Source organism: Cytobacillus firmus DS1 (assembly GCF_000565285.1).
Taxonomy (GTDB): Bacteria; Bacillota; Bacilli; order Bacillales; family Cytobacillaceae; genus Cytobacillus; species Cytobacillus firmus_A.
Map to the genome: position 1 here is coordinate 196,324 of NZ_APVL01000006.1, position 23,598 is coordinate 219,921.

Annotated in this window: 21 protein-coding genes; 2 read left to right on the forward strand and 19 right to left on the reverse strand. The window is 41.8% G+C overall.

What is annotated here, in order from left to right:
- Nucleotides 1-248: 248 nt before the first annotated feature.
- Nucleotides 249-608, reverse strand: a complete 360-nt coding sequence (locus PBF_RS10015; protein ID WP_035329572.1) for a DUF2294 domain-containing protein — start codon at nucleotides 606-608, stop codon at nucleotides 249-251.
- A 168-nt stretch (nucleotides 609-776) separates the two neighbouring features.
- Here PBF_RS10015 and fdhD point away from each other — a divergent pair, with 168 nt between their 5' ends.
- On the forward strand, nucleotides 777-1,574 hold the full coding sequence (gene fdhD, locus PBF_RS10020) for a formate dehydrogenase accessory sulfurtransferase FdhD (RefSeq protein ID WP_035329573.1): 798 nt from the start codon (nucleotides 777-779) through the stop codon (nucleotides 1,572-1,574).
- A 55-nt stretch (nucleotides 1,575-1,629) separates the two neighbouring features.
- Here fdhD and PBF_RS10025 read toward each other — a convergent pair whose 3' ends face one another.
- The 5 genes from PBF_RS10025 to PBF_RS10045 form a co-directional block, all read right to left on the reverse strand.
- Entirely contained in the window at nucleotides 1,630-1,953 is a 324-nt protein-coding gene (locus PBF_RS10025; protein WP_035329574.1) for a hypothetical protein, read from the reverse strand.
- Nucleotides 1,954-1,972: 19 nt separating this feature from the next.
- Entirely contained in the window at nucleotides 1,973-2,869 is an 897-nt protein-coding gene (locus PBF_RS10030; RefSeq protein ID WP_035329575.1) for an HD domain-containing phosphohydrolase, read from the reverse strand.
- A gap of 226 nt (nucleotides 2,870-3,095) precedes the next feature.
- Nucleotides 3,096-3,662: a DUF1641 domain-containing protein gene (locus PBF_RS10035; protein ID WP_035329576.1), complete on the reverse strand. Its 567-nt coding sequence runs from the start codon at nucleotides 3,660-3,662 to the stop codon at nucleotides 3,096-3,098.
- Nucleotides 3,655-6,621: a formate dehydrogenase subunit alpha gene (gene fdhF / locus PBF_RS10040; RefSeq protein ID WP_035329577.1), complete on the reverse strand. Its 2,967-nt coding sequence runs from the start codon at nucleotides 6,619-6,621 to the stop codon at nucleotides 3,655-3,657. The genes PBF_RS10035 and fdhF overlap by 8 nt, the downstream gene beginning before the upstream one ends.
- A 153-nt stretch (nucleotides 6,622-6,774) precedes the next feature.
- Nucleotides 6,775-7,362: a TetR/AcrR family transcriptional regulator gene (locus PBF_RS10045; protein WP_035329579.1), complete on the reverse strand. Its 588-nt coding sequence runs from the start codon at nucleotides 7,360-7,362 to the stop codon at nucleotides 6,775-6,777.
- 90 nt (nucleotides 7,363-7,452) lie between these two features.
- Here PBF_RS10045 and PBF_RS10050 point away from each other — a divergent pair, with 90 nt between their 5' ends.
- Nucleotides 7,453-8,010, forward strand: coding sequence for a hypothetical protein (locus PBF_RS10050; RefSeq protein WP_035329580.1), 558 nt, complete (start codon nucleotides 7,453-7,455; stop codon nucleotides 8,008-8,010).
- Between the two features lie 103 nt (nucleotides 8,011-8,113).
- On the opposite strand, the gene PBF_RS10055 is transcribed toward PBF_RS10050, so the two are convergent.
- The 13 genes from PBF_RS10055 to PBF_RS10110 form a co-directional block, all read right to left on the reverse strand.
- Nucleotides 8,114-9,472, reverse strand: coding sequence for an LVIVD repeat-containing protein (locus PBF_RS10055; protein ID WP_035329581.1), 1,359 nt, complete (start codon nucleotides 9,470-9,472; stop codon nucleotides 8,114-8,116).
- Nucleotides 9,473-9,931: 459 nt separating this feature from the next.
- Nucleotides 9,932-10,609: a GNAT family N-acetyltransferase gene (locus PBF_RS10060; protein WP_035329582.1), complete on the reverse strand. Its 678-nt coding sequence runs from the start codon at nucleotides 10,607-10,609 to the stop codon at nucleotides 9,932-9,934.
- A 3-nt stretch (nucleotides 10,610-10,612) separates the two neighbouring features.
- Nucleotides 10,613-11,488 (reverse strand): carbon-nitrogen hydrolase family protein, encoded by an 876-nt coding sequence (locus PBF_RS10065; protein WP_035329583.1) that lies wholly within the window; start codon nucleotides 11,486-11,488, stop codon nucleotides 10,613-10,615.
- 202 nt (nucleotides 11,489-11,690) lie between these two features.
- Complete coding sequence (locus PBF_RS10070; RefSeq protein ID WP_051488856.1) at nucleotides 11,691-12,101, reverse strand: hypothetical protein; 411 nt, start codon at nucleotides 12,099-12,101, stop codon at nucleotides 11,691-11,693.
- 136 nt (nucleotides 12,102-12,237) lie between these two features.
- On the reverse strand, nucleotides 12,238-12,378 hold the full coding sequence (locus tag PBF_RS26130) for a hypothetical protein (protein WP_160169256.1): 141 nt from the start codon (nucleotides 12,376-12,378) through the stop codon (nucleotides 12,238-12,240).
- Nucleotides 12,379-12,552: 174 nt separating this feature from the next.
- Nucleotides 12,553-13,932, reverse strand: a complete 1,380-nt coding sequence (gene nagE / locus PBF_RS10075) for an N-acetylglucosamine-specific PTS transporter subunit IIBC (protein ID WP_035329584.1) — start codon at nucleotides 13,930-13,932, stop codon at nucleotides 12,553-12,555.
- Nucleotides 13,933-14,078: 146 nt separating this feature from the next.
- On the reverse strand, nucleotides 14,079-15,338 hold the full coding sequence (locus tag PBF_RS10080) for an exo-beta-N-acetylmuramidase NamZ family protein (RefSeq protein WP_051488862.1): 1,260 nt from the start codon (nucleotides 15,336-15,338) through the stop codon (nucleotides 14,079-14,081).
- A gap of 78 nt (nucleotides 15,339-15,416) precedes the next feature.
- Nucleotides 15,417-17,531, reverse strand: a complete 2,115-nt coding sequence (locus tag PBF_RS10085; protein ID WP_035329670.1) for a glycoside hydrolase family 3 protein — start codon at nucleotides 17,529-17,531, stop codon at nucleotides 15,417-15,419.
- Nucleotides 17,532-17,876: 345 nt separating this feature from the next.
- Nucleotides 17,877-19,616 carry a serine hydrolase domain-containing protein gene (locus PBF_RS10090; RefSeq protein ID WP_152539674.1) on the reverse strand — a complete coding sequence of 580 codons (1,740 nt, stop codon included), beginning with the start codon at nucleotides 19,614-19,616 and terminating at the stop codon, nucleotides 17,877-17,879.
- A gap of 219 nt (nucleotides 19,617-19,835) precedes the next feature.
- Entirely contained in the window at nucleotides 19,836-21,551 is a 1,716-nt protein-coding gene (locus PBF_RS10095; RefSeq protein WP_035329587.1) for an ABC transporter ATP-binding protein, read from the reverse strand.
- A gap of 170 nt (nucleotides 21,552-21,721) precedes the next feature.
- Complete coding sequence (locus PBF_RS10100) at nucleotides 21,722-22,165, reverse strand: threonine/serine exporter family protein (protein ID WP_035329588.1); 444 nt, start codon at nucleotides 22,163-22,165, stop codon at nucleotides 21,722-21,724.
- A 24-nt stretch (nucleotides 22,166-22,189) separates the two neighbouring features.
- The gene (locus PBF_RS10105) at nucleotides 22,190-22,942 is read right to left on the reverse strand and encodes a threonine/serine exporter family protein (RefSeq protein ID WP_035329589.1); all 753 of its coding nucleotides are present in this window, start codon (nucleotides 22,940-22,942) and stop codon (nucleotides 22,190-22,192) included.
- A gap of 199 nt (nucleotides 22,943-23,141) precedes the next feature.
- Complete coding sequence (locus PBF_RS10110; protein ID WP_035329590.1) at nucleotides 23,142-23,465, reverse strand: MerR family transcriptional regulator; 324 nt, start codon at nucleotides 23,463-23,465, stop codon at nucleotides 23,142-23,144.
- Nucleotides 23,466-23,598: the final 133 nt, after the last annotated feature.

Sequence of the window (23,598 nt, forward strand, 5' to 3'; positions counted from 1 at the left end):
TTTTTCAGGTTTAGTCTCTAGTAAATTTGTCTTTCCATGGAGGATTATACCATTCTAATTTGACAGACTTGTTAGAGTAATATTACAAAAATATTTCAAACGTGACATTAAACCCCTTTTTTCGCCATTCTTTTATGACATAATTCCCTATTTTACACAGTGAAGATATCCAACGAGAGTTGTGTGCAGGATACCAGAAAAATAAAAAAGACCGGAATCCAGAATTTATCTTCCAGATTTCAGTCTTTTTATTCCATAAACTTGCTTTGAATATCCTGATCGAATACAAATACTGACATTCCAAAATCCCGTTCTATGTCAATATCCACAAAAAGGTCTATAAGCCGCGCCTGCAAAAAATCCTCCATCTCTGCCGGCCGGTTTTTTTTGTACATTTCCTTGACCATCTCTGTTCTGGCAGCGCGAAGCATTTGCTTCCCTTCGTCTGCACTCGCTATAAACTTTTCCACAGGAGATAAATTACCTTCCATTTCACATATAGCCCAATTTTTGCAGAAAGTAGTCCTGACCTTGCTTGGTCCTTTGCCCATATGTTTTTTTCGGAAGGAACGCACTAAGTTACTGAATTCAGCTTCATATTTGTTCATATTCCAGCCCTCATATACACTTATTTCATGTATAATACAAATCTGTATACACTTTAATAAGTTAATCAATTAATACAATTATTGTCAAACTAAACAATCTAATTATCTTGTTTAACTGAAATTATATGCTAATATTTTGTTAGTCGAATGGTTTTAGGGGGAAAAATAATGGATATTCAAAGCAGCAGAAAAATTGTCAGATTTCAGAATGGAGTTCTGCAGGAAGCAGAAGATTCAATTGTTTCCGAACACCCTCTCACGATTCACTTAAATGGAGAAGAGTTCGCAACAATGGTCTGCAGCCCAGAGAATATTCGGGAATTAACAATCGGCTTTTTGGCTTCTGAAGGCTTTATCAGGAGATTAGAAGAAATCAAGGATATTCAAATAGATGAAAGCAAAGGATTTGCATATGTGGAGCTGCATACCCAAACTTCTACTGCAAGCCATGAATTCCACTCCAAGCGGTTTATTGGTTCATGCTGCGGGAAGAGCAGGCAATTTTATTTTCACAATGATGCCAGGACAGCCAGAACTTCTACATCAAAGCAGACATTGTCTCCCTGCCAGTGCATCTCTTTTATGAAAGAGCTTCAGGATGGCAGTCTGACATTCCAGAAAACCGGAGGAGTACATAATGCCGCCTTATTTTCTGCAGATGAAATGATTGTCAGCAGAACAGACATTGGCCGTCATAATGCTCTTGATAAAATTCTTGGGTATTGCATTGAAAACAGGATTCCTGTAAGGGATAAAGTCATTGCATTCAGCGGCAGAATCTCTTCGGAAGTCCTGCTAAAAGCCGCCAAAATTGGAGTTGGCATCATTCTATCAAAATCAGCACCGACTGATTTAGCCATCAAGCTGGCTGAAGACTTAAATATTACAGCAGTTGGCTTTATTCGCGGCGAGGGTTTCAATGTTTATTCTCATCCGGAAAGAATCGTTTCAGGGGCGGAAGATTAGAAAAGAGGGTGTCACAATAGCAGTGGACACCCTCTAATTATTCACTTAAGATTATTTAATTATACAATGGAACTGGAGGGTCAATTCCTAAAACAGGCTGCCCATCAACTGTTAACCAGATATAGTAATGATCTATTTCAGTTTTAAGAATCACTTCAATTTTTGCAATTAAATTTTCTTGCATTTCAAATGATAACCTAGCTGTTTCCTCTCCTAATGGGACATCTTTCAATCCCATAATATCAGCAATCTTTCTTGCATCTTCATATGAAACTTCGACATATTTATCATGCTCCGGTAAATATGCAGCTTCCGCGGTTTTAACCCCTAAAGCGGCAGTCAAAAATATTGCCATTAATATAAACCCTATCTTTTTCATTTTTTTCCCTCCATTAAAATTAAATTTGATCTATCAGCTCAAGGAAAACATCAAGTATTTCAGGATGATACATACTTCCTCGGTAATTCAATAATTCTTTTTTAGCTTCTTCCTTGCTCCTGCCCTTTTTATATACTCTATCAGACGTAATAGCATCATAAGAATCAATTATAGAAATTATTGAGGCTTCGATGGAAATTGCGCTGCCTTTCAACCCAAGAGGATATCCTTTTCCATCAAATCTTTCATGATGCTGCTCGACTACTTTGCCTGCATCGATCAAGATCGGGAGTCCAGTTTCCTCTAGTATTTGCCTTCCGAAAGTGGAATGTTTCTTCATTATCTCCCATTCCTCTGGAGTGAGTTTACTGGGTTTTTGCAATATTTCCAGTGGTATGCGCAACTTACCGACATCATGGAGAAAGGAAGCCAGATTTAAGTTTACTAGTTGCTTAGAATCTAACCCTAATGTTTTTCCAACGAGCATAGATAATTTATTAATTCTTTGACAGTGATCTCTCGTGTATCCATCTTTTTCTTCAATCGAGATTGATAACTCCATCATTTCCTTTGTTACCTTACTATAATGAAAAAACACTGGTCTTGAAGTGACATAAAGAAATTCTGTGGTATCTGCAGCTTCAAATACATGATGTTCTACTACTGGTGCCCTATAAAATGAATCACCCGTCTTTATTGTCTTGGTTTCATTTCCACTTCTAAGAATTAATTCTCCTGAAAGAACACATAAATACTCGAGCGCTTCCCATCCCTTTTGTGGCTCAATCCCCCACATTATATCTGGTTCAAGCCTATGATAAATAACCTCTGTCCCATCCCCCGAAGCAATCAGCGAGATTTGCAACCCTTTCATGTGGACTGTTTCAATGAAACTATTTTCATTTATGATGCCCACTTTATTACCCTCTTTCTAATACCTTCTCAAATGATGTATGTATTGGGTTTCACCTATTTATATATCTTATATTCCAATTCTAGTACATGATTTTCCATTTTTCCACAAAATTCTGCTATTTATTTGTTTTATATGATAATATTGGCAAAATTTAAGTCTATGTACCTATTTGTATTTTATTCCATAATAAAAGCCAGTGACCCAAATAGCGGTCACCGGCTTGCTATCATTCTCTTTTGTTGGGAGGAACATCTCTTTCGTTATTTTCCATTTTGTGCAGTTTCTGATCTTCGGGAAGCTGGGTGTTCCTTTCCATTTCGCTTGTATCTTCGCCCATTCCTTTTAAGAAGGTGATCAGGAGGGTAACTGCCCGATTGACTTCCGGATCTTTCAGTGCCCTGACAAGATCAAAGTAGCTTGTTTTTTCATCAGTATCTTTGTATTCCGCCACTCTTGCAATACCTGAATTCAATTTTAACAGCAAGGGTTCAAGCTGCTGGACATTAATGGTACCGAGGGTTCCAACCATAAGAAGCAGGTTTTTCATTGTATTTGTAGCTTCCGGTTTATCTAATGCTTTAACAAGGACATTCAAGACTTTATCTCCCTGTCCAAACAGGCCATTCAATAATGAGAGGACTCCCCGGTCATGCATATGTCCGACTGCTGTCAGAAGCTCAAGTATGGGTTCCTTATTTTCTATGAGGGCATTCTCCACTTCTTCCAGGTCTTTTTTTCGTTTATCCTCCGGTGTCAACTCAAAACGCTTGATGTTATTAATCGCTTTAGCCATGCTGCTTCCGCTCCTTTTTCACCAATTCTCCCGGGAAAATGTAATCTTTTCTTGCCCATTTTTTTTGGACATTTACACCTATTTGCGGCTGCGGATTGCCATAGCGGTGATTAATTCTAGGAAGTGGATTGATGCCTTCTTCACTCAGAATTTCAAGCTTTACCTTTGTTTCCTTATATGCCGGTGTATCAGTATCCTTGTCGGCATAGCTGCTTGTTAATAAATTTATGGCCGCTTCTCCTCTGTCATTCATAGGAAGATATACTTCCTTTCCTTTAACCCTGTCAGTAATATGGCATTTAACTTTAACATTGCCATATGGTGATGTAAGACGAACAAGGGTGCCATCCTTCAAGCCCCGATCTTTGGCCAGTTCAGGTGAAACCTCGAGGAAAACTTCCGGTGTTTTTGAGCTGATTCCTTTTGACTTATATGTCATATTCCCTTCATGGAAATGCTCCAGGAGTCGGCCATTATTGACATGGATATCATATTCTGCCGGGAATTCAAGGGCAGGAGTCCAATCTACCGGAAAAAGTCTTGCCTTGCCATCCGGGAACGGGAAGCCTTCTGTATAGAGGAGCGGAGTGTCAGTTCCGTCCTCAGCGACAGGCCATTGGAGACTATTGTACCCTTCCAATCGATCATAGGTAACGCCGGCGTATAGAGGCATAAGCTTAGCTGCTTCAGCCATTATTTCGCTTGGATGTGTATACGTCCATCCTGCTCCAAGTCGATTCGCAACTTCAATAATAATTTGCCAATCCGGCTTTGAATCTCCAAGCGGTTCAAACGCCTGGTACAGACGCTGGATTCTTCTTTCTGTGTTCGTGAATGTTCCTTCCTTTTCCAGGCTTGGGCTTGCCGGGAGAACAACATCAGCAAACTCAGCTGTACGGGATAGGAAGATATCCTGCACGACAAAGAAATCAAGCTTCTCAAATGCTGCCTGCACGTAATTGATGTTTGAATCCACAAGCCCCATATCTTCGCCCTTCAGATACATTGCTTTCAGCTGCCCCTCATGAACTCCTTCTACCATCTCGTGATTATTCATTCCGGCTTTTTCAGGAAGTTTTACACCCCAGGCATTTTCGAATTTCTTTCTCACATCAGGATCTGACACCTTTTGATAACCAGGCAAATTATCAGGACTGCTACCGAAATCCCCTGCCCCCTGTACATTGTTATGGCCCCTTAATGGATATGCCCCTGCACCAGGCTTGGCGTAGTTGCCTGTTACTAGCAGCAGATTTGAAATGGCTGTACTTGTATCACTGCCTCCTAAATGCTGCGTGACACCCATTGCCCATAATGCAGATACACTATTGGCTTCATGAATCATTTCTGCCATTTTAATTAGATTGCCTCTGGATATTCCGGTTGTTTCTTCTGCAAATTCGAGCGTATATTTCTCCAGGTTTGATACAAATTCCTCCAGCCCATTCACTTTCTCCTGCAGAAACTTCTCATCCGCCCATCCCTGATCTATAATGTATTTCGTAATAGCAGAAAGCCATACCATATCAGTACCGGCTCTTGGACGCACAAACAGATCCGAACGCTCTGCCATTTCGTGTTCCCTTAAGTCAGCTACGATTACTTTCTGGCCGTTAAGCTTCTGGGATCGTTTCACCCTGGTGGAAAGAACCGGGTGGGATTCTGATGTATTGGACCCGATAATTAATACTAAACCGGCATTCTTTATATCTTCAATTGAACCGGCATCCCCGCCATATCCAACAGTTCTGAACAGTCCTACAGTCGCAGGAGTCTGACAATATCTTGAACAATTATCAATATTGTTTGTTCCTGCCACTGCCCTGCCAAGCTTCTGCATGAGATACGATTCTTCATTGGTGCATTTAGAAGAAGTAATAAAGCTTAGCGCATCCGGGCCATGCTTTTCTTTGATTTCTGTAAATTTCCGGGCAATCAGTTCCAGAGCTTCGTCCCATTCTGCTTCACGGAATGAATCGCCTTCCCTGATTAGCGGTTTGGTTAAACGTTCCTCACTATTTACAAAGTCCCAGCCAAATTTCCCTTTTACACATGTAGAAATGCCATTGGCTGGTGCTTCTGCCTGAGGCTCAACCTTTAATATTTCACGGCCTTTTGTCCAAACATCAAAGCTGCATCCGACACCGCAATATGTGCAGACCGTTTTGGTCTTTTTAATTTTCTCTTCCCTCATAGCAGCTTCCATATCTGATATCGCCAGGATGGAGCCATATCCTGTTTCAACATTTTTAGTGATTTCGATCATTGGACGAAGGGTATTTTTGGCTATGCCGGTCAGAAACCCAGCTTCGCCTTCCATCCCCTTTTCCATCATGGCATTACACGGACAAACAGTGGAGCAGTGTCCACAGGAAACACAGGAGGACTCGTTAATGGGCACATCTTTATCCCAGATAACTCTTGGTCTCTGTCTCTCCCAATCAATTGTTAAGGTTTCAGTAACCTGGACATCCTGACAGGCTTCCACACATCTGCCGCAAAGAATGCACTGATCCGGGTCATATCTGTAAAATGGATGAGATTCATCCTTTTCATATGGCTTGTGATCAAAAGGGATGCTTTGATGATTGATTTTCATCGCCTTAACCGTATTATGTATTTCACATCCCCCGTTGTTATAATCACATACCGTACAATACAGCTCATGATTAAAGAGAATCTTATCCATGGCAATGGTCTGCGCCTGTTTTACATCCGGTTCTACCGTATCGATTACGTCTCCCTCTTTAATTTTTGTAGAGCATGACCGCACAAGTTCTCCATTAACGGAAACAATGCAGGTATCACAGGTTTCTATTGCTCCAAGGCTTGGATGGAAGCAGACCTGTGGAATTTCGATCGAGCTGTCATTTAATAACTGCAAAACGGTTTGACCCTGTTCTGCCTTCATTTCTATACCATTTATCTTAATATTGAGTGATGGCGGCAAATCTATCATCCTTTCAATGAATCAGTTTCTTTGGTTTTCAGTACCCCTGCAGGAAAAAGTTAAACGTTTAGTTAATGATATTGGATGATTAGTCCCGTCATTCAATAAAAGACAATATAAAAAAAACAGCTGAAAAATTCAGCCGTTTTTTCGGATTCATTATTAGCATAATGATAACAAGTGAGTTCTGAGAATCCCTTTCATTTTACTTTCATTAAAAAGATCGGGCTTCATCACAGCATGGAGGGCCAGACCGTCAATCAGGGCATAGAGACGTTCCACCTCATCTCCTACATTCAAATCTGACCTGGATATACCCATTAACTTCAGGCCCTCAATGACTTTACGGATTCCTTCCTTCATTTCATCGTATACGCGGCTGCTAAATTCAGCAAGATTCGGGTCAACAAGAGCTTTAATATTAAATGCTATCCAAACTTCCATTTCCAATCTCCGTTCTTCATCTAACGGAAGCAGCTCGCCCAGCACCAGTATCATATTTTCAAAATGATCCTCTGTAAATGGTGCATTCTGAATTCTTGTTTTCACCCTTTCTGAAACTAAATTCATGGAATAAGCCAATAACTCACTTTGATTTGAAAAGTAGTGGCGCAGTGAGCCTGCTGATAAACCAGCTTCTTCGGCTATCTTCCTGACAGAAGCCCCTTCAATGCCCTCCTTTTTAATCACCCGCCATGCTGCTTTTGCTAATACTTTTTTTTGTTTTTCATGGTCAACTTTTTTTGGCATGAATATATTATAGCACCAATTGTTTTTTTAATACACTTGTGTTATATTAATCTTTATAACACAAGTGTATTAAAAAGGGATGTGGATTATATGATCGGCTGGCTGATAATCGCCTGTGAGATTGGATTCTGGGTTTTCGTTGCTGCAGGTTTAACAGCAAGATATATTTTGAGAAAAAAAACATTAGGCAGTCTGCTTTTGCTTTGCACACCTGTGATTGATTTGGTTCTAATCGCAGCAACCACAATTGATTTGCACAGAGGGGCCGAAGCCACCATTTTTCATGGGATCGCGGCAATTTATATCGGTATAACCGTCGCATATGGAAAACAGATGGTTCTCTGGGCAGATGAGAGATTTGCCTATAAGTTCGGAAATGGCTCTATGCCGGAAAAGCCTCCAAAGTACGGCAGTGAACATGCCAGGAGAGAAAGAAACGGATGGTACAGACATCTCCTGGCATGGATTATTGGTCTGGCATTATTATTTGCAATGATCCTCTTCATAGGAAATTCAGAGCAGACAGAAAACCTCCAGGGATTAATAAAAATGTGGACATTGGTTCTTGCGATCGATTTTGCCTTCAGCTTCAGCTATACAGTTTGGCCGCGAAAAGGGAAAGCTGAAAACTCAAAAATAACTATGTAATTGAGAATTGAATTGAAAGATCAATAGTTCATTATTTGTGTCCTTTATTTAACAGAAATAAAAAAACAGGAGCCTCTTTCAGAGACCTCCTGTTTTTTAGGTATTAGTGGCTGCCGTTCTTCTGCAGAACTTTAAGGCCTGACCCCATATCAGATGCAAGCACATAATTGCGATCTACGAATACACCCCAAATATTGGATTTACTTGGAATATAGACACCAATTTCCTCGGGATTAGATGGATCAGTAATGTCTACTGTCCTTACTCCGCCAGCATAATGAGAGAGGTACAATGTGTTCCCCTGGACCTTAGGATCGTGGACCGTGGCTCCACCAGGAATCTTCTCAGTGAAATCCGTTCTAAACGTGCTTAGCAGCTTTGGGTTAGTTTTATCTTTAATATCATAAATCATGGTGTATCCATAGGCACTCTCAAAGCCCTCTCTACTTGGTCCGAATACCTCCCTTGTTTCAATAAGGACATTCCCGCCTTTAGCTAAATCCATTGAATGGGCAGCTCCCTGAACATCGTTGGCAAAATCAGTTCTGCCAAGGTATACCGGATTTTTAGCATCACTGATATCAAGCATGATTGTTCCTAAATCCCAGTAGGAGAGGAAGGCTGTTTTCCCGGTTCCATCTGTTTTGACGCTATGTGCAAATGCTGCCCTTTTAACTCCTTCTTCATCAGTCCAATTATACCCGTCATAATTCTCATCACTTACTTCAGGAATATAATTGCGCGGATTAAATTCATAAATGGTTTCAGGTGCCGATGGTTTAGAAACGTCTACAATATTAACATCCATCTTCTCACCATGAGAGTATAGGTCGGCATAGCAATTTGCAGTCAGCACATAAACATTATTTCCCTGGACTGTCAGGTAAAGTTCATGTGTTCCTCTGGCACCCGATGTATCTTCCCAGAACCCGAGCTCTTTCGGTTCCCTTGGATTTGTTACGTCATATAATACAAATCCTCCCTTTGCATTTGGGTTGGTGCGATCGACCTTTTGAACGCTGACTGCGGCTAGGTCCCCTTTGAAATGCTTTGTATTAACTGTTTTCACAATCACTTTTTCCTGCCAAGTCCCTGGAAGGTGAGCAAATGACGACACTTCCACAGGATTTGAAGGATCTTTCATATCAAATACACGGACACCGCCTTCTCCTCCATTTTTTGTATGTGTGCCAACATAAGCAAAGCCTTTATGCGCATAAACATCACCTGATGAATTTTGCACCCCCTCTTTAACTTCTTTCAGGGGAACAGCAGCTACTTCTTGAAGATTTCCTGTATTCTTGCTGCCTTCAAGCAATGGAACAGCTAATTCAACACCGGCCAGACTATCTCCTTTTTCAATACCTCCACTGAATTCATCATGTGCAAATGCAGCTGTCCCTCCGGCAGAGAGTGCAAGCACCCCTGCCAATGCTGTTTTAATCAGGATTTTCTTTTTCAAATTGATTCCTCCTTATTTGTGGTGCTATGTAATCGGTACATTTTAGAATTTAAGCGTCCCGAAATACTGCAGTTTCTATATTAAAGAAAATTCAGAATTTTTAATATCGACAATTCTTCCTATTATTTCTACATAATAAGACATATTCTGCCCCCTTCTATATAACTAGATTACAAGGGATTTTTATTCCTTTTGTCCCCCCCAAAAAAAACACCTTCCGATGGAAGATGCCTGCATCAATTTATCTCCTGCTTTTCAGCTTTCTTTTTACTGCCGGAACAACATACTTTTTCACTAAAGTTGCACCTTTCTTTACTATAAAAGCTTTTATTAATCTTTTTACAACCATGAACGAATCCCTCATTTCGGTTTGAACATCACTATGATATTCTATACCTTTTCAGTGTACCCGCTAAACTTCAAATTAAAAAGCCCTTCAAGGAAGGGCTTGCTGACAAATTATAAATGCTTATCCTTAAAAGGATTCTTCCACTCCATCAAGGCGCCGTAATTAAGTGACTCTTCATCTTCTAAATAATTTTCTGCAACACAAAGAGGTGTCCTGCCGCACCTCAGCAAAAAGGTGATGACCGGATCCTTCTTTTTCCCATCGATCAATTGCTCAAGATAGTCTTCAGCTGACATTACATGGGCGCATTTATGGTAGCCGGGCATCCGCCCTCCACCGAGCATTCGATCAAGTCCTAAATTTATGACTGTCTGATACATAGACTGCATCAAAAGTTTGCCAAGCCCAAGCTTGCGGAACCCTGGCCGGACACTGATATCGACAATATATAACGTATTGCCTCCAGGACTATGATTGCGTATATAGCCGCTGTCGGTTATTTCTTCCCATGTATGCTTTGGGTGAGAAGGATCAAAGTCAACAATCAGCCCTGTTAAAGACCCTGCTAATACTCCTTCAACCTCTATGCATAGTGCACCCTCCGGAAAGAGTTCCACATGATTTGTTAATTGCTCCTTATTCCACCATAAATCTGAAGGAAAAGGCGGCGGAAAGCATTCTGCCTGAATGTCAATTAACTGATCAAAATCCCCTCTGGTATAATTCCTGATTACAGCTTTTACCGGCTTATTCCCGTCAAACACATAAAATTCGCTTCTATATGCCATTTTTCATCCTTCGATATTTTCTTTTTCCCAGTCTACATACAAATCAGTTCTGCGGTCGCGCCAAGTCGTAACAGAACCGCGTTCGCGAACTTGATATAAAAGGCTGAGATCAATATCAGCAGTCACAATCATATCGTCATTCAGCTCGCCTTCCACCATAATCCCCTTTGGCGGAAATGGGATATCATTCGGTGTAATGACGGCTGCCTGCCCGAAATTGGCACGCATAAAGTCGACAGTAGGCAGGGAACCAATTGTTCCTGTGACCACAACATAAACCTGATTCTCAATCGCTCTTGCATGGCTTGTATAGCGTACACGATGGAAACCATGCCGGTCGTCTGTGCAGGAAGGACAGAAAATAACATCTGCTCCTTTTGCTTTAGCCATACGGACGATTTCCGGAAACTCAATGTCATAGCATGTCAGAATAGCTATTCTGCCTTTATCTGTATCGAATACACGGAGGCCGTCTCCAGGTGACATATTCCACTCATGGACCTCAGTAGGCGTGATATGCAGTTTAGCCTGCTCTTCAATTCGCCCATCCGGATAAAACAAATGTGCCACATTATAAAGCCGGCCATCTCTGTTAATAACGTGTGTACCGCCGATTAGATGCATGTTTGTATGTTTAGCAAAATTGGAAAACAGGTTTTTATACTGTTCAGTAAAACCAGGCAGTTCGTTAATAGTCAGGCTTGTTCCCTGCTCGCTTCCTATGGATAAAAGCTGTGTGGTGAAAAATTCAGGAAATAAGACAAACTCAGATCCAAACTCCTGGGCAGTTTTAATATAATGCTCACATTGGCTTGCAAACTCTTCAAATGAACGAATGGTGTGCAGATGATACTGCACAGCGGATACACGAATTTTCAATGTACTCCCCCTCATCAGAAAAATGTATAGATGAGTATCACTCTATCTTTAAAAGATTATCAATGATTTTCCTGCAGAGCACAATACTTTTTTATCGGAATACGAAATTTTTCAATTACCACTATTCCATTTTTCTGCAAATTAATTAAGCTTTCAACCCATAAAAATAAAGCATCACTTTTGACAGAAATGCTATATAAATCTATTTATTAAGCTTCCCGAAAGCTGAAATAATGTCTATGCTCTTTTTAAAATCTTTATTAGCAGCTTTTATCACTTTTAAATACATACCCAAAAGAGATTCATTCTGCTTTTGCAGGTCCGCCACTATTTTATTCATCTTATTAAGTTCGGATTTTAAAGCTTGTACTTCCCTTTTTATTCCTGCCAGCTCCTTTTCCGTATCGCCGCCAGTCTCTGCTGATCCTCCTTCTGTGGGAGCTTCGGGAATTCCCTCTGAATTTTTGCCTATCTCTTCAACCAGTCCAATAAATGACTCATCTCTTAATAATTGATTTGCAATCTTAAAGATTGAACTAAGGTCGTGGCTTTTTTCTTCATTTAGCAAATCCTCCGCTATTTGCTTGACCGCCTGGACATTATCTTTATTCATATCATTCTCTAGCAATTCTCATCAAGTCCTTTCATTGCCAATAATTTACCTTCTATGAAATTAACATAGGATGGAAATGACAATCATCTATGGATTAGGAAAAAATCCTGGAACCCTCCAGGATTTTTAACTGTTTTTAAGCATCTGCAACTGAGCATCTTAGAACACTGCAAATTAATGAACGCAGTCCTGGCTGTGCAGAAGGAGCCAGTAATCCTGCAAGCAGATATACTACAAGTAAAAGCACTGCAAGTAAAATTTCTCCAAGTCCTAACATTCCATTTGTCCCCCCTTACAAAGTACAATTATAAGGATAACCTTACGCTGTTATCGTATGTTCCAAACTTGGACATGCATAAACAAATATCCCGGCCATTCAAAAATTGGCACTTGTCCACCCAATGCCGTCCAATAAAAAATCCGGCCCTTTAACAGAGCCAGATTGCCAATTTTATAGTTTCTTTTTCATTTCATTTGAAAGGAATTCTACATCCGTTCCCACAATGACCTGCAGACTGTTTTTGCTGAGTTTTATGACTCCTTTTGCTCCCAGCTGTTTTAATTGCCCCTCATCGACAAGAGACATATCTTTAACCATTAAACGAAGGCGGGTTACACAATTATCGATTTCTTCAAGGTTTTCTTTACCTCCCAGAGCCTCGAGATAAGCAACTGCTGCTTCAGTATATTTACCCTTAAGAGAAGTATTCCCTTCAAATTCACCTTCAATTTCATCTTCCCTTCCAGGTGTTTTCAAATCCAGTTTCTTGATCAGGAAATAGAAAACCGCAAAATACAGAAGGGCATACAGGAGACCTATCCCGGCCAGAAGAACCGGCTTCTGGGCAATGCCAAAGTTTAGAATATAATCGAGGGCGCCTGCTGAGAACCCGAAACCATGATGAATATCCAGGACATAGGTAATGGACATAGCCAGACCTGTCAAAGCAGCATGAATTAAATATAGAACCGGTGATAAGAACATAAACAGGAATTCAATCGGCTCTGTAATACCTGTCAGGAAGGAAGTAAATGCGAGTCCAGCCATCGCCCCTGCCACTGCTTTCCTTCTTTCCTTCTTTGCAGCCGCAACCATGGCCAGAGCTGCACCAGGCAGCCCAAACATCATAATAGGAAAGAATCCTGTCATAAAGATTCCAGCAGACGGATCTTTTGCAAGAAAGCGCCATAAATCTCCTTTGATGACATCCCCTGCTGCATTGGTAAACTCGCCGAACTCAAACCAGACAAGTGTGTTCAGTATATGATGGAGACCAACCGGAATTAATAGACGGTTCAGGAATCCGAAGACCCCGACACCTGCTGCACCTGCACCGATTATCCAATCGCCGACATTGTTAATGCCTGCCTGGACCGGCGGCCATACATACCCGAACAAAAATGCAATGACAATCATAACGAGTGAAGTGATAATCGGCACAAACCGTTTTCCCCCAAAGAAACCAAGCCATTCCGGCAGCTTAATATCATGATATTTATTGTATAATAGCCCTGCAATAATACCGGAAATGATCCCTCCAAAAACACCCATATTGACCGTTTCGTTTATCGCCGCGGCACCTTCAGTCAGTACAAAATAACCCACTGCACCAGCAAGGGCAGCTGCACCGCTGCCATCCTTAGAAAAACCGATGGCAATTCCGATGGCAAACAAGAGAGCCAAATGTCCAAATACAGCATTCCCGGCTGCAGATATAAATGGAATTCCCAAAAGGTCATCCTGTCCCAGCCTCAGCAACAGTGCAGCAGCAGGCATAACTGCAATCGGCAGCATTAAAGACTTGCCAATCTTCTGTAAAAACCCCAACATTTTTACACACCTCTTTCTCCATGGATTATTACATAATATGAACAGGCTTTATAATTCAGTACCAAGTACCATCAGTGTTATGCTGACCCGCCATGTATTAAAAAAAGAACCTGGCGCATAATGCCGCCAGGTTCTTTCCTGCGAATTTAATAGATTAGATATTCTTCGCGTGTCTTTTTGAATTGTTTTAATTCGTTTTCCCATTTAGAGGAGATTTCTTCAACAGTTTTTCCTTCCACAATGGCTTCACGTACCCAGCCATTGCCCACCAGGTTGTCAAAGAATGAAATTCCAGCACTGTTCTCTGCACGGAATTCGAATTCTTCCGGATACATATCATGGATCGCCTTCACGATGTGAAGTCCTGTCTCGACAGGCTTGAATGCATCGCGATGTGTCACATGAATCTGAATCCCATGGGAAAGCTGTCCTGCATGCTTAGAGAAGCTTGGTGTAAACGAAGCAGCTCTGAAGGTTACCCCCGGAAGATTAAGACTGTTTAAATGTCCAGCCAAGTCATCAGCGTTGATAAATGGAGCACCAATTAATTCAAACGGCTTTGTTGTTCCGCGCCCCTCAGAAACATTCGTCCCTTCAATCAAAGCGGCACCCGGATATACTAAAGCTGTATCCAGCGTTGGCATATTAGGAGACGGCATGACAAACGGAAGGCGGGTGTCATCGTAATACATATTGCGCTTCCATGCATTCATCTTGACAACAGTTAAGTCTGCACCAATTTCAAACTCTTCATTAAACAATTCGGCCAGTTCACCTACAGTCATGCCATGGCGAAGCGGAATCGGGTAATTCCCCACAAAGGAGGAATACTTCATATCAAGCACTGGCCCTTCAACCTTTGTTCCACCTTGAGGATTTGGCCTGTCCAGCACGATAAAAGGGATATTGTTTTCTTTTGCTGCTTCCATGGCATAAGCCATTGTGTAAATATACGTGTAAAAACGTGTCCCGACATCCTGGATATCAAACAGAAGCACGTCAATATTTTCAAGCATTTCAGGTGTAGGCTTTTTGGTTTTTCCATATAAGCTGTAAACGGGAAGCCCTGTCTTTTCATCGATATAATAATCAACATATTCTCCCGCCTGCGCACTTCCACGGACTCCATGCTCCGGGCCATATAAAGCTGTTAACTCCACGTCCGGATCATTGTGCAGAGTATCAACAATGCTGTTTAATTTCTGGTCGACCCCAGTCGGGTTTGTAATTAGGCCAACCCGTTTTCCTTCAATAAGGTCTTTTTTATCATCCAAAAGGACTTCAACGCCAAGCTCAAACTTCTTTTTCTTGCCTTTTCCTTTGCCATTGCCGTTATCTGCTAGCACAACAGTTAAAGAAGAGAGTACGAGAATCATTGTCAAAAAACCCATAAACCATTTCTTCATCATTTTTCCCCTCCCAGGTTAAGGATGAGGTACATGCAAGAACTAGTTGTGCATGTACCCATACTTTTTAATGCCTTTTTAATAACTCAATCCATGCCCAAATTCATATAAAACACTGCCATCTGTACCCGGAATAGTTACAGGCAGTTTGCCTGATGGTTTAATCTGGCCAAAGATAACACCTGCTGCGGCATCAAAGCTCGCCGTTCTGAAGCCATATTGTGCAATATATGCATCAACTTCCGGATAAGCCATGATGTCATATGGGTTACGGATGCCAGCCGCAATGACCGGAACTTCTGATTCAGCAATGATGGAATTAACCATTTTCATCTGGGCGCTGTCAGGTGAGCGGCCTGATACATTATACGTATAGGAGCCCACAATAACCGCACTGGCATTCCTGATTTGCTGCTTCTGCTCTTCCGTTAATGCATAGCTTGAGGTCTGGATGACTGTTGTGTTTTCATGAAACTTCCCCACTGCGTTCTTTAAGTTTGTAATATACGTATTTCCTACAACAACAATATTTTCTTCAGGAGATAGTTGTAATGGCAATGCATATCCGTCATTTTTCACCAATGTAATTGAACGTTCTGCTGCTTCTTTTTCTATTTGTTTATGTTCTTCTGATCCAACTACTTCAAGAGCGTTTACAATTTTTTCCTCAATCGGCTGTGGTCTCTCTTCTTTAATAATTCCCCGCTTTATTTTCAGAGTTAAAATTCGTTCAACTGATGATTCAATGCGTTTTTCTGATATTTCTCCAGTCTCCACAGCATTCAATAGCCCTTCCGCAACTTCTTGAAGACCAACAGGCATTAGCACAATATCTGTTCCAGCTTTTACTGCTCGAATGGCCGCATCAACAGGTCCAAAATGTTCGGCAATGGCATTCATATTCATTGCATCTGTTGTAATTACACCATCATAGCCCATTTCTTTCCTCATCAGTTCTGTCAGCACTTTATGGGAAAGAGTGGCCGGAACTGCAATTTCTTCACCCGTTTTTTTCGAGATTGCTTTTGTATCATCAATCTTAGGGAAGGTAACATGTGCTGTCATGATCGCATCAATTCCTGCTTCCATTCCCTTTTGGAAAGGATACAATTCAACTTCTTTTAGACGTTCTTTGTCATGTGGTACTTCAGGCAATCCAAGATGGGAGTCTACTGCTGTATCTCCATGACCGGGAAAATGCTTTGCAGTTGCGGCAACACCTGCTGATTGCAATCCTTCGGTATAAGCAACACCCATGTCAGCGACAAGCTGCGGGTCCTCACCGAATGAACGAACGCCAATTACCGGATTGTCGGGATTATTATTTACATCCATGACAGGTGCAAAGTTCATATTTATGCCGAGTGATGCCAGTTCCTCTCCAATCGCCTTGCCGACCTTTCGGGATATTTCTTCAGAACGGGCAGCGCCTAATGCCATATTGCCTGGCATGTCCGTTCCTGATTGAAGACGTGTAACAATACCGCCTTCCTGGTCAATTGTCATCAATAAGCCGAATTTATCGGCAGCTTTCTGATACTCTGAAACCAGTGTGGCTGTCTGTTCGGTTGTGACCACATTTTCACGGAATAATATTACTCCGCCAAGATGATAATCTTTTACCAGCTTCTCAATTCCCGGCAGCATTTCAGTGACATTTTGTCCCTTCCATGTGCGGAAATCCGGCATCAGCATCTGGCCTACCTTCTCTTCAATGGACATATTCTTCACTGCCTGGCTAATGAGGTCATACCGTTTTCCATGCTCTTTAATGATTTTCACTTTAAAAACAGGCTTGCCTTTGCTGCCCTTTTTGCGGTCAGGTTTTATTTGAAGTGCGATACGATCCTTATTTACTCCGTCCGTTACACTGATAAATGTTTTTCCAGGCTTCCCTCTTAAAGTGATATTCCCTGACTGGTCCACTGCTGCAACAGTTTTATTGCTGGTCTTCCATTTCAGCCCTTCAGAAACTCCCATGAAATGTCCTTCTTTATATACATGAACCGCTTTTAATTGAAATGCATCTCCACTTATTTCCGTGCTGACCTGGGGTACATTCTGCAGGAGTATTAAATCCTTTACTGTACTTTCTGCCAATGCGTTTTTCAAGGTTCCTCCCATCCATAATTGCGAAACGGCAAGTGTAATTGTGAGAAGGAAAATAAACATTACTTTGCTGACTTTACCCATTTCTTCCACCGTCCTTCCTGCTTTTTCATATTACTTTTTACTAAAGGCTCTTTTCGTATAAATTATTTTTTTTTCGCCTATCAATGTTGTCCGTTGATTTCCGCTCCAGGCTGCTCGCTTTCCGCGGGGCGGGCGGTGAGCCTCCTCAACGCTGCGCGTCTGCGCGGTCTCACCTGTCCCGCTACTCCCGCAGGACGTTGAATAAGCGTCCTTGAGTAAACACCGCACGAAGAAAATGCGAATGCATTTTCGAGGATCTCGCACCTTCCGCTCCAATCAACTCAGTAAAAAATATATAATATGCAACAAACCTTGCGAAAACAGCCTTACTAAATACTCGAAATACTAGTAATTTCTTTTTTCCCAACCGTTTCCTGAAAGGGCAGGCGTCACTTTTTGTCCATCTGAAAGCTGGAGTTTTACATTATCAACATACCAGCCTCTGCCGTTTACTGTACTATCTGTCACGTAACGGAATCGGATGTGGGAAATTCCTGCCGGAATCGTCAGCTCTTCCTTTTTCCAGTCGATGCTGCTGCCTGTATATGGCTGTGCAGCCTGTGACCAATTGACGCCATCTTCTGAGACCTCAACATAGGCCATATCCGCATTGGTTTCAGTTCTGTACCAAGTATCAAACGACAGTACTGCCTCTTCTTTGAGATTCACTTTAGCGGTTAACTCATGCTGGACTTTATCTCCATAACCTGAGAACCACGCATCTCCTTTCCCTGAAATGGCTACAGGAATTGAATCCGCCACCTGTCTTGCAAATGCACGCCTTGCAATATTCGTTGTAACAGTATTTCTTGAAGGATGCACACGATTCGTTAACAGAATCGCAATCGTGCCATTATTTCGGTTTATGACGATGGATGTTCCAGTGTACCCTGTATGTCCAAGCGAAGTTCCCTCTGATAAAGCATCCATGAACCATCCCTGACCAAGCTCCCAGCCCAGGCCATGATCATCACCTGGAAACTGAGGAATCTGATTTTGAATCAGCATTTTCACCGTCTTTTCTTTTAGTATCCGCTTGCCGCCATATCGCCCGTCATTTACATACATATGGGCAAGCTTGGCAAGATCGGATGCAGTGGAAAAGACACCTGCATGTCCGGCAACTCCATTAAGCGACCAGGCATTCTCATCATGAACTTCTCCCCAGACAAGCCCCCTGTTGATAGCAGGCTGATATTCCGTGGCTGCAATCCGATGCTTCAAAGATTCAGGCGGATTATACATTGTATCCTTCATACCCAGGGGGTTGGTTATACGTTTTTCCACAAACTCATCCAGGCTTTGTCCTGAAAGGCGTTCTATTATTGCACCGAGCGTAATCATATTCAAATCGCTGTATGTATACGCATCGCCCGGCTCATTGGCCAATGGATGTTTAAAAACGATTTGCATGCGGTCCTCTCTGCTGCTTCCTTGTGAATATAATGGAATCCATGCAGTAAAGCCTGAAGTATGTGTCATCAGCTGGCGTATCGTTACATTTTCCTTGCCGTTTTCGGCGAACTCGGGAATATATTCCGCAACAGGATCATCCAGCTGAAAGCGGCCTTCATCATACAATATCATTGCGGCAGTTGTGGTGAAGATTTTACTGATTGAAGCCAAGTCAAAGATGGTATTTTCGGTCATTTCGATCGGGTTCCGGGCTTCAGTAAACTTATCATCCGTGTAGCGGTAGGAATATCCGTATGCATCATGCTTGACGATATGGCCGCGCCTTGCCACAAAAGTGACAGCACCCGGCATGACGCCATCTGAAATCATCTTCTCCATTAATGGATCGATTTCATCCAGCGGCTGCTGAACCATCCCCGCTCCCACTGCAGATCCAGGATGAAGAATAGGAGAAATCGGTCCAGGACGGTCCCACGAAAAAATAGGATGAATTTTGTGTTTCACATCTTTATTGTTTTTCATTTCCATCGTTGGCTTAACTCCTTCAGCGCTTTGCGCAGATGCAGTATATGGTGCCGGAATAAAGAGTGATGTGCTAAGTGCGGCAGATAGCGCAACAAGCTTGGTTTTATTTGTCATAATGCCTCCTTTATTTTTATGAATCTTCATCAGCCTTTAACCTCCTCTTATTATTGAAAGGGTTTACATATTGTAAGATTAATAGAGTTAGAGTATAGTTGTCTATACCACATAAGTCCTGTTCTAGCTAAAACTTTCCATATAAAGCAGAAAAACCAATAGTACTTTTAGACTGTTCTGAAAATTAAATTATATGATTTCCAAATTTCTAAGCAATCTAAAGAAAGCAGAATCCATATTGGATTCTGCTTATCTTTGAAACTGTACATTATGAAGACCTGCAAAGATTCCGTTCTTTTCGATCAGTTCATCGTGTGTACCTTCTTCAGCAATGCCGTCTTCTGTGACAACGACCACCCTGTCCGCATTGCGGATGGTTGCCAGCCTGTGGGCAATGACCAGAGTGGTGCGGTTTACTGCAAGCTCGTTCAATGCCGTTTGAATAATCTGTTCGGTTTCTGTGTCCAATGCCGAAGTTGCTTCATCCAGGATTAAAATCGGCGGGTTTTTCAGGAACATTCTCGCAATGGCGATCCGTTGTTTTTGTCCGCCTGACAACTTTAATCCCCGTTCCCCAATTTGTGTTTCCCAGCCATCCGGAAGAGATGCAATGAAGTCCTGCAGGTGAGCTTTTTTAGCTGCGTCCGCAACCTGCTCATCTGTTGCCCCAAGCATTCCGTAAGCTATATTCTCTTTCAGGGTACCTGTAAACAGGAAGACATCCTGCTGAACAATGCCAATTTGTGACCTCAGAGATTTCTTCGTCATGTCCCTGATATCCATGCCATCAATCTTAATACTTCCGCTATTCACATCATAAAAGCGTGGAATCAAAGAACAAATCGTTGTCTTTCCGGCTCCTGAAGGTCCAACAAAAGCTACTGTTTCACCAGCTTTTATTTGAAGGTCAATTCCCTCAAGAACCGATTTATGCTCGTCATAACTGAACGATACATCCTGAAAACGGATATCACCCTTTAAGGATTCAACCTCAATGGCATCTTCCGTATCCTCAATTTCCGGTTCAGTATCAATGATTTCTATAAACCGTTTGAAACCAGCCATTCCCTTTGGATACAGTTCCATAAGGGCGCTGATTTTATCAATCGGCTTTAATAGCACATTTACATAAAGCACAAATCCGACCAATTCACCGTATGAAAGCTGCCCGCTGAAGCTCAGCCAGGAACCGTATACAAGAACAATCAGCGTAACTAATCTGGTCAGCATGTATACTCCGGAAGCACTGAAACTCATAATTTTGTATGCTGCAAGCTTGGCAAGACGGAATCTCCCATTGTTTTCTTTAAATCTTTTAATTTCGTAGCTTTCATTTGTAAAAGACTGAACCACACGCACTCCAGATACACTATCCTCAACCTGGGCGTTCACATCGGCAATTTCACCGTACATCCTTTTCCATGCATTGTTCATTTTAATATTGCAGAATGTAATCAGCCATACAAGAAACGGAAGAACAAATATCGTTACAAGGGCGAGCTTTACATTGATCGTAAGCATAATCCAGAATGCGCCCACAAACGTCATGACCGCAATAAATAAATCCTCCGGCCCATGATGGGCGAGCTCCCCGATATCCATAAGGTCATTTGTCACCCGGCTCATGATGTGCCCTGTTTTGGTATTATCGAAGAAGCGGAAAGACTGCCTTTGCACATGCTGAAAAAGCTGCTGCCGCATATCTGTTTCGATGTTGATGCCCAGCTTGTGGCCCCAATAGTTAACAACAAACTGAAGAAGCGTGCTGGTCACATAAAGAGCAAGCAGTCCGGCACTTACAGAAACAATCATGGACCAATTCCCGCTAGGAAGCAGGCTGTCGATAAACCACTGAACCGCAAGCGGAAAGCCCAATTCAAGAATTGCCACGAATACCGCCGAACTGAAATCAAGAATGAATAGGCGCTTATGCGGCTTATAGTAGCCAAAAAACCGTTGGATCATCATATTCTCCTTTTTCTGAAAAAATCAAACATAATAGGATTATAAATTCACCAGGAATATATTACAAGAAAAACCCATCCCAATTTATTTCTGGAACGAGTCTGATAGTTAGAGGATATAATACGGCTTAATTCTTATAAAAGGCCGATGTAATCGTCCTTCGCCGCTAATCAGATTCTTGATTTGAACTGAACTTTACGGATCATTTGATTGATTACTTCTGAAATGACAAGTCCGACTGCGATTGCCCCGGATATCATGAATGCTTTTGCAGCCAGCTGGATTGCCATATTATAATCATTTTCAACAAAATTTCTCATTGCATCATAAGCGATCCCTCCTGGGACCAATGGAATGATGCCGGCAACACTGAATATAATAATAGGTGTTTTATACATTTTGGCAAAAATCTGGCTGATCACAGCGATGGTAAAAGCAGCAATTAATGACGAAATAACAGCATCATATTGCCTATTGACCAGCCATATATAAACAAACCAGCCAACCATCCCGACAAACCCGCATTTCAGAAGCGATTTTTTCGGAGCATTGAAAAGCACTCCGAACCCTGCTGAAGCAATAAAGCTTGTAATCATATGTGTCAACATAAACATACGCATATTCCTCCGCTAAAGCATTTAGAAAGTGAATACTAGAGCAATCCCGGCTCCAATGGCAAATGCTGTCAAAAAAGCTTCAGCCCCTTTTGACAGACCGGAAACAAGGTGTCCGGCCATTAAATCCCTGACTGCATTTGTAATCAGCAGCCCCGGAACGAGCGGCATGACTGAACCGATGATAATCTTATCTAGTTCTGTTCCCGCCCCCGTGTACACAAAGAAATAGGCGATCAGGCCAATTAATAACGAAGCAATAAATTCAGAGAAAAATTTAATCTGGACCATTCTATGTACGTATATAAAAGATACAAACCCAAGCCCGCCAGCAATCATGGCTGGAACAAAATCCGTCCAGCTTCCAAGGAACATAATTAAAAAGCAGCCGCTTGCAACGGAAGCTGCAAGAATCTGCTGATAAACAGGGAAAGTATAGTCGGCACGTTCAATTTCCCTCAGTCTTGCCAAGGCTTCCCTTCCATCCAGTTCACCGCTGCTGATCCTGCGTGAAACTCCATTTACTAACGTCACCTTATACAGGTCCGTTGAACGTTCTGAAATCCGAATCAGCTTTGCCGGTTCAGTTCCATCTGTTGAAAATATGATTCCAGTTGGCGTCACATAGCTATGCGAGTGCGGTATACCCAGGGAGGCTGCTATCCTGGTCATTGTGTCCTCTACCCGATATGTTTCTGCACCGCCCTGAAGCATGATTTTCCCGGCAAGCAAGCAGATCTCTATTACTTCTATTGTTGGAGGGAATTCTTTCCCCATTCTTTCACCTGCTTTACAGATCAAAATTTAAAACCTTCATATATAGGGTTACATCTTAACGGAAATGGTAAACGAAAGAAAGACCTTTTGTCTATAATTTATATAAAAATATTCCGTAAACTCCGGAAACATATGCTAAAAAGGCAGAATAGCGCTGAATAAAAAAGCGATTATCCCTCGCAGAATAATCACTTCCCCACTATTTCTTCCGGATTCCAAACTGCGCATTTAGCTGACCCTGAATCATTTTTGAACGTGATGCCTGATCGTCTTTTTTCTTTTTTCTCTTTAATTCCGAGCGGATTTCTTCCGTTCTGACTCCCTCTTCCCTTTTGTTGGCTATATCGATGAGCGTCTCTACATCGCTAAAAGAGTATTTCCTGCTTCCGCGTTCTGATCTTTCAGGGAAAATCAATTTCCTCTCTTCGTAATACCGAATCTGCCGTTCACTAAGTCCTGTCAGTTCGCTGACTGTCCCAATCGAAATGACTTTTCTGGTTTTGTAGGATGATTCTCTTTCCAATCATGTCACCTCAATCTAACCATTTTCTTTCATTATACTAATCTTTCAATCATTTTCATTAAACCTGTCAGAAAATCTTACAATACAGCAAAAACAATGTAAGAAAACTTAACATAATAAATGATTTAGACCT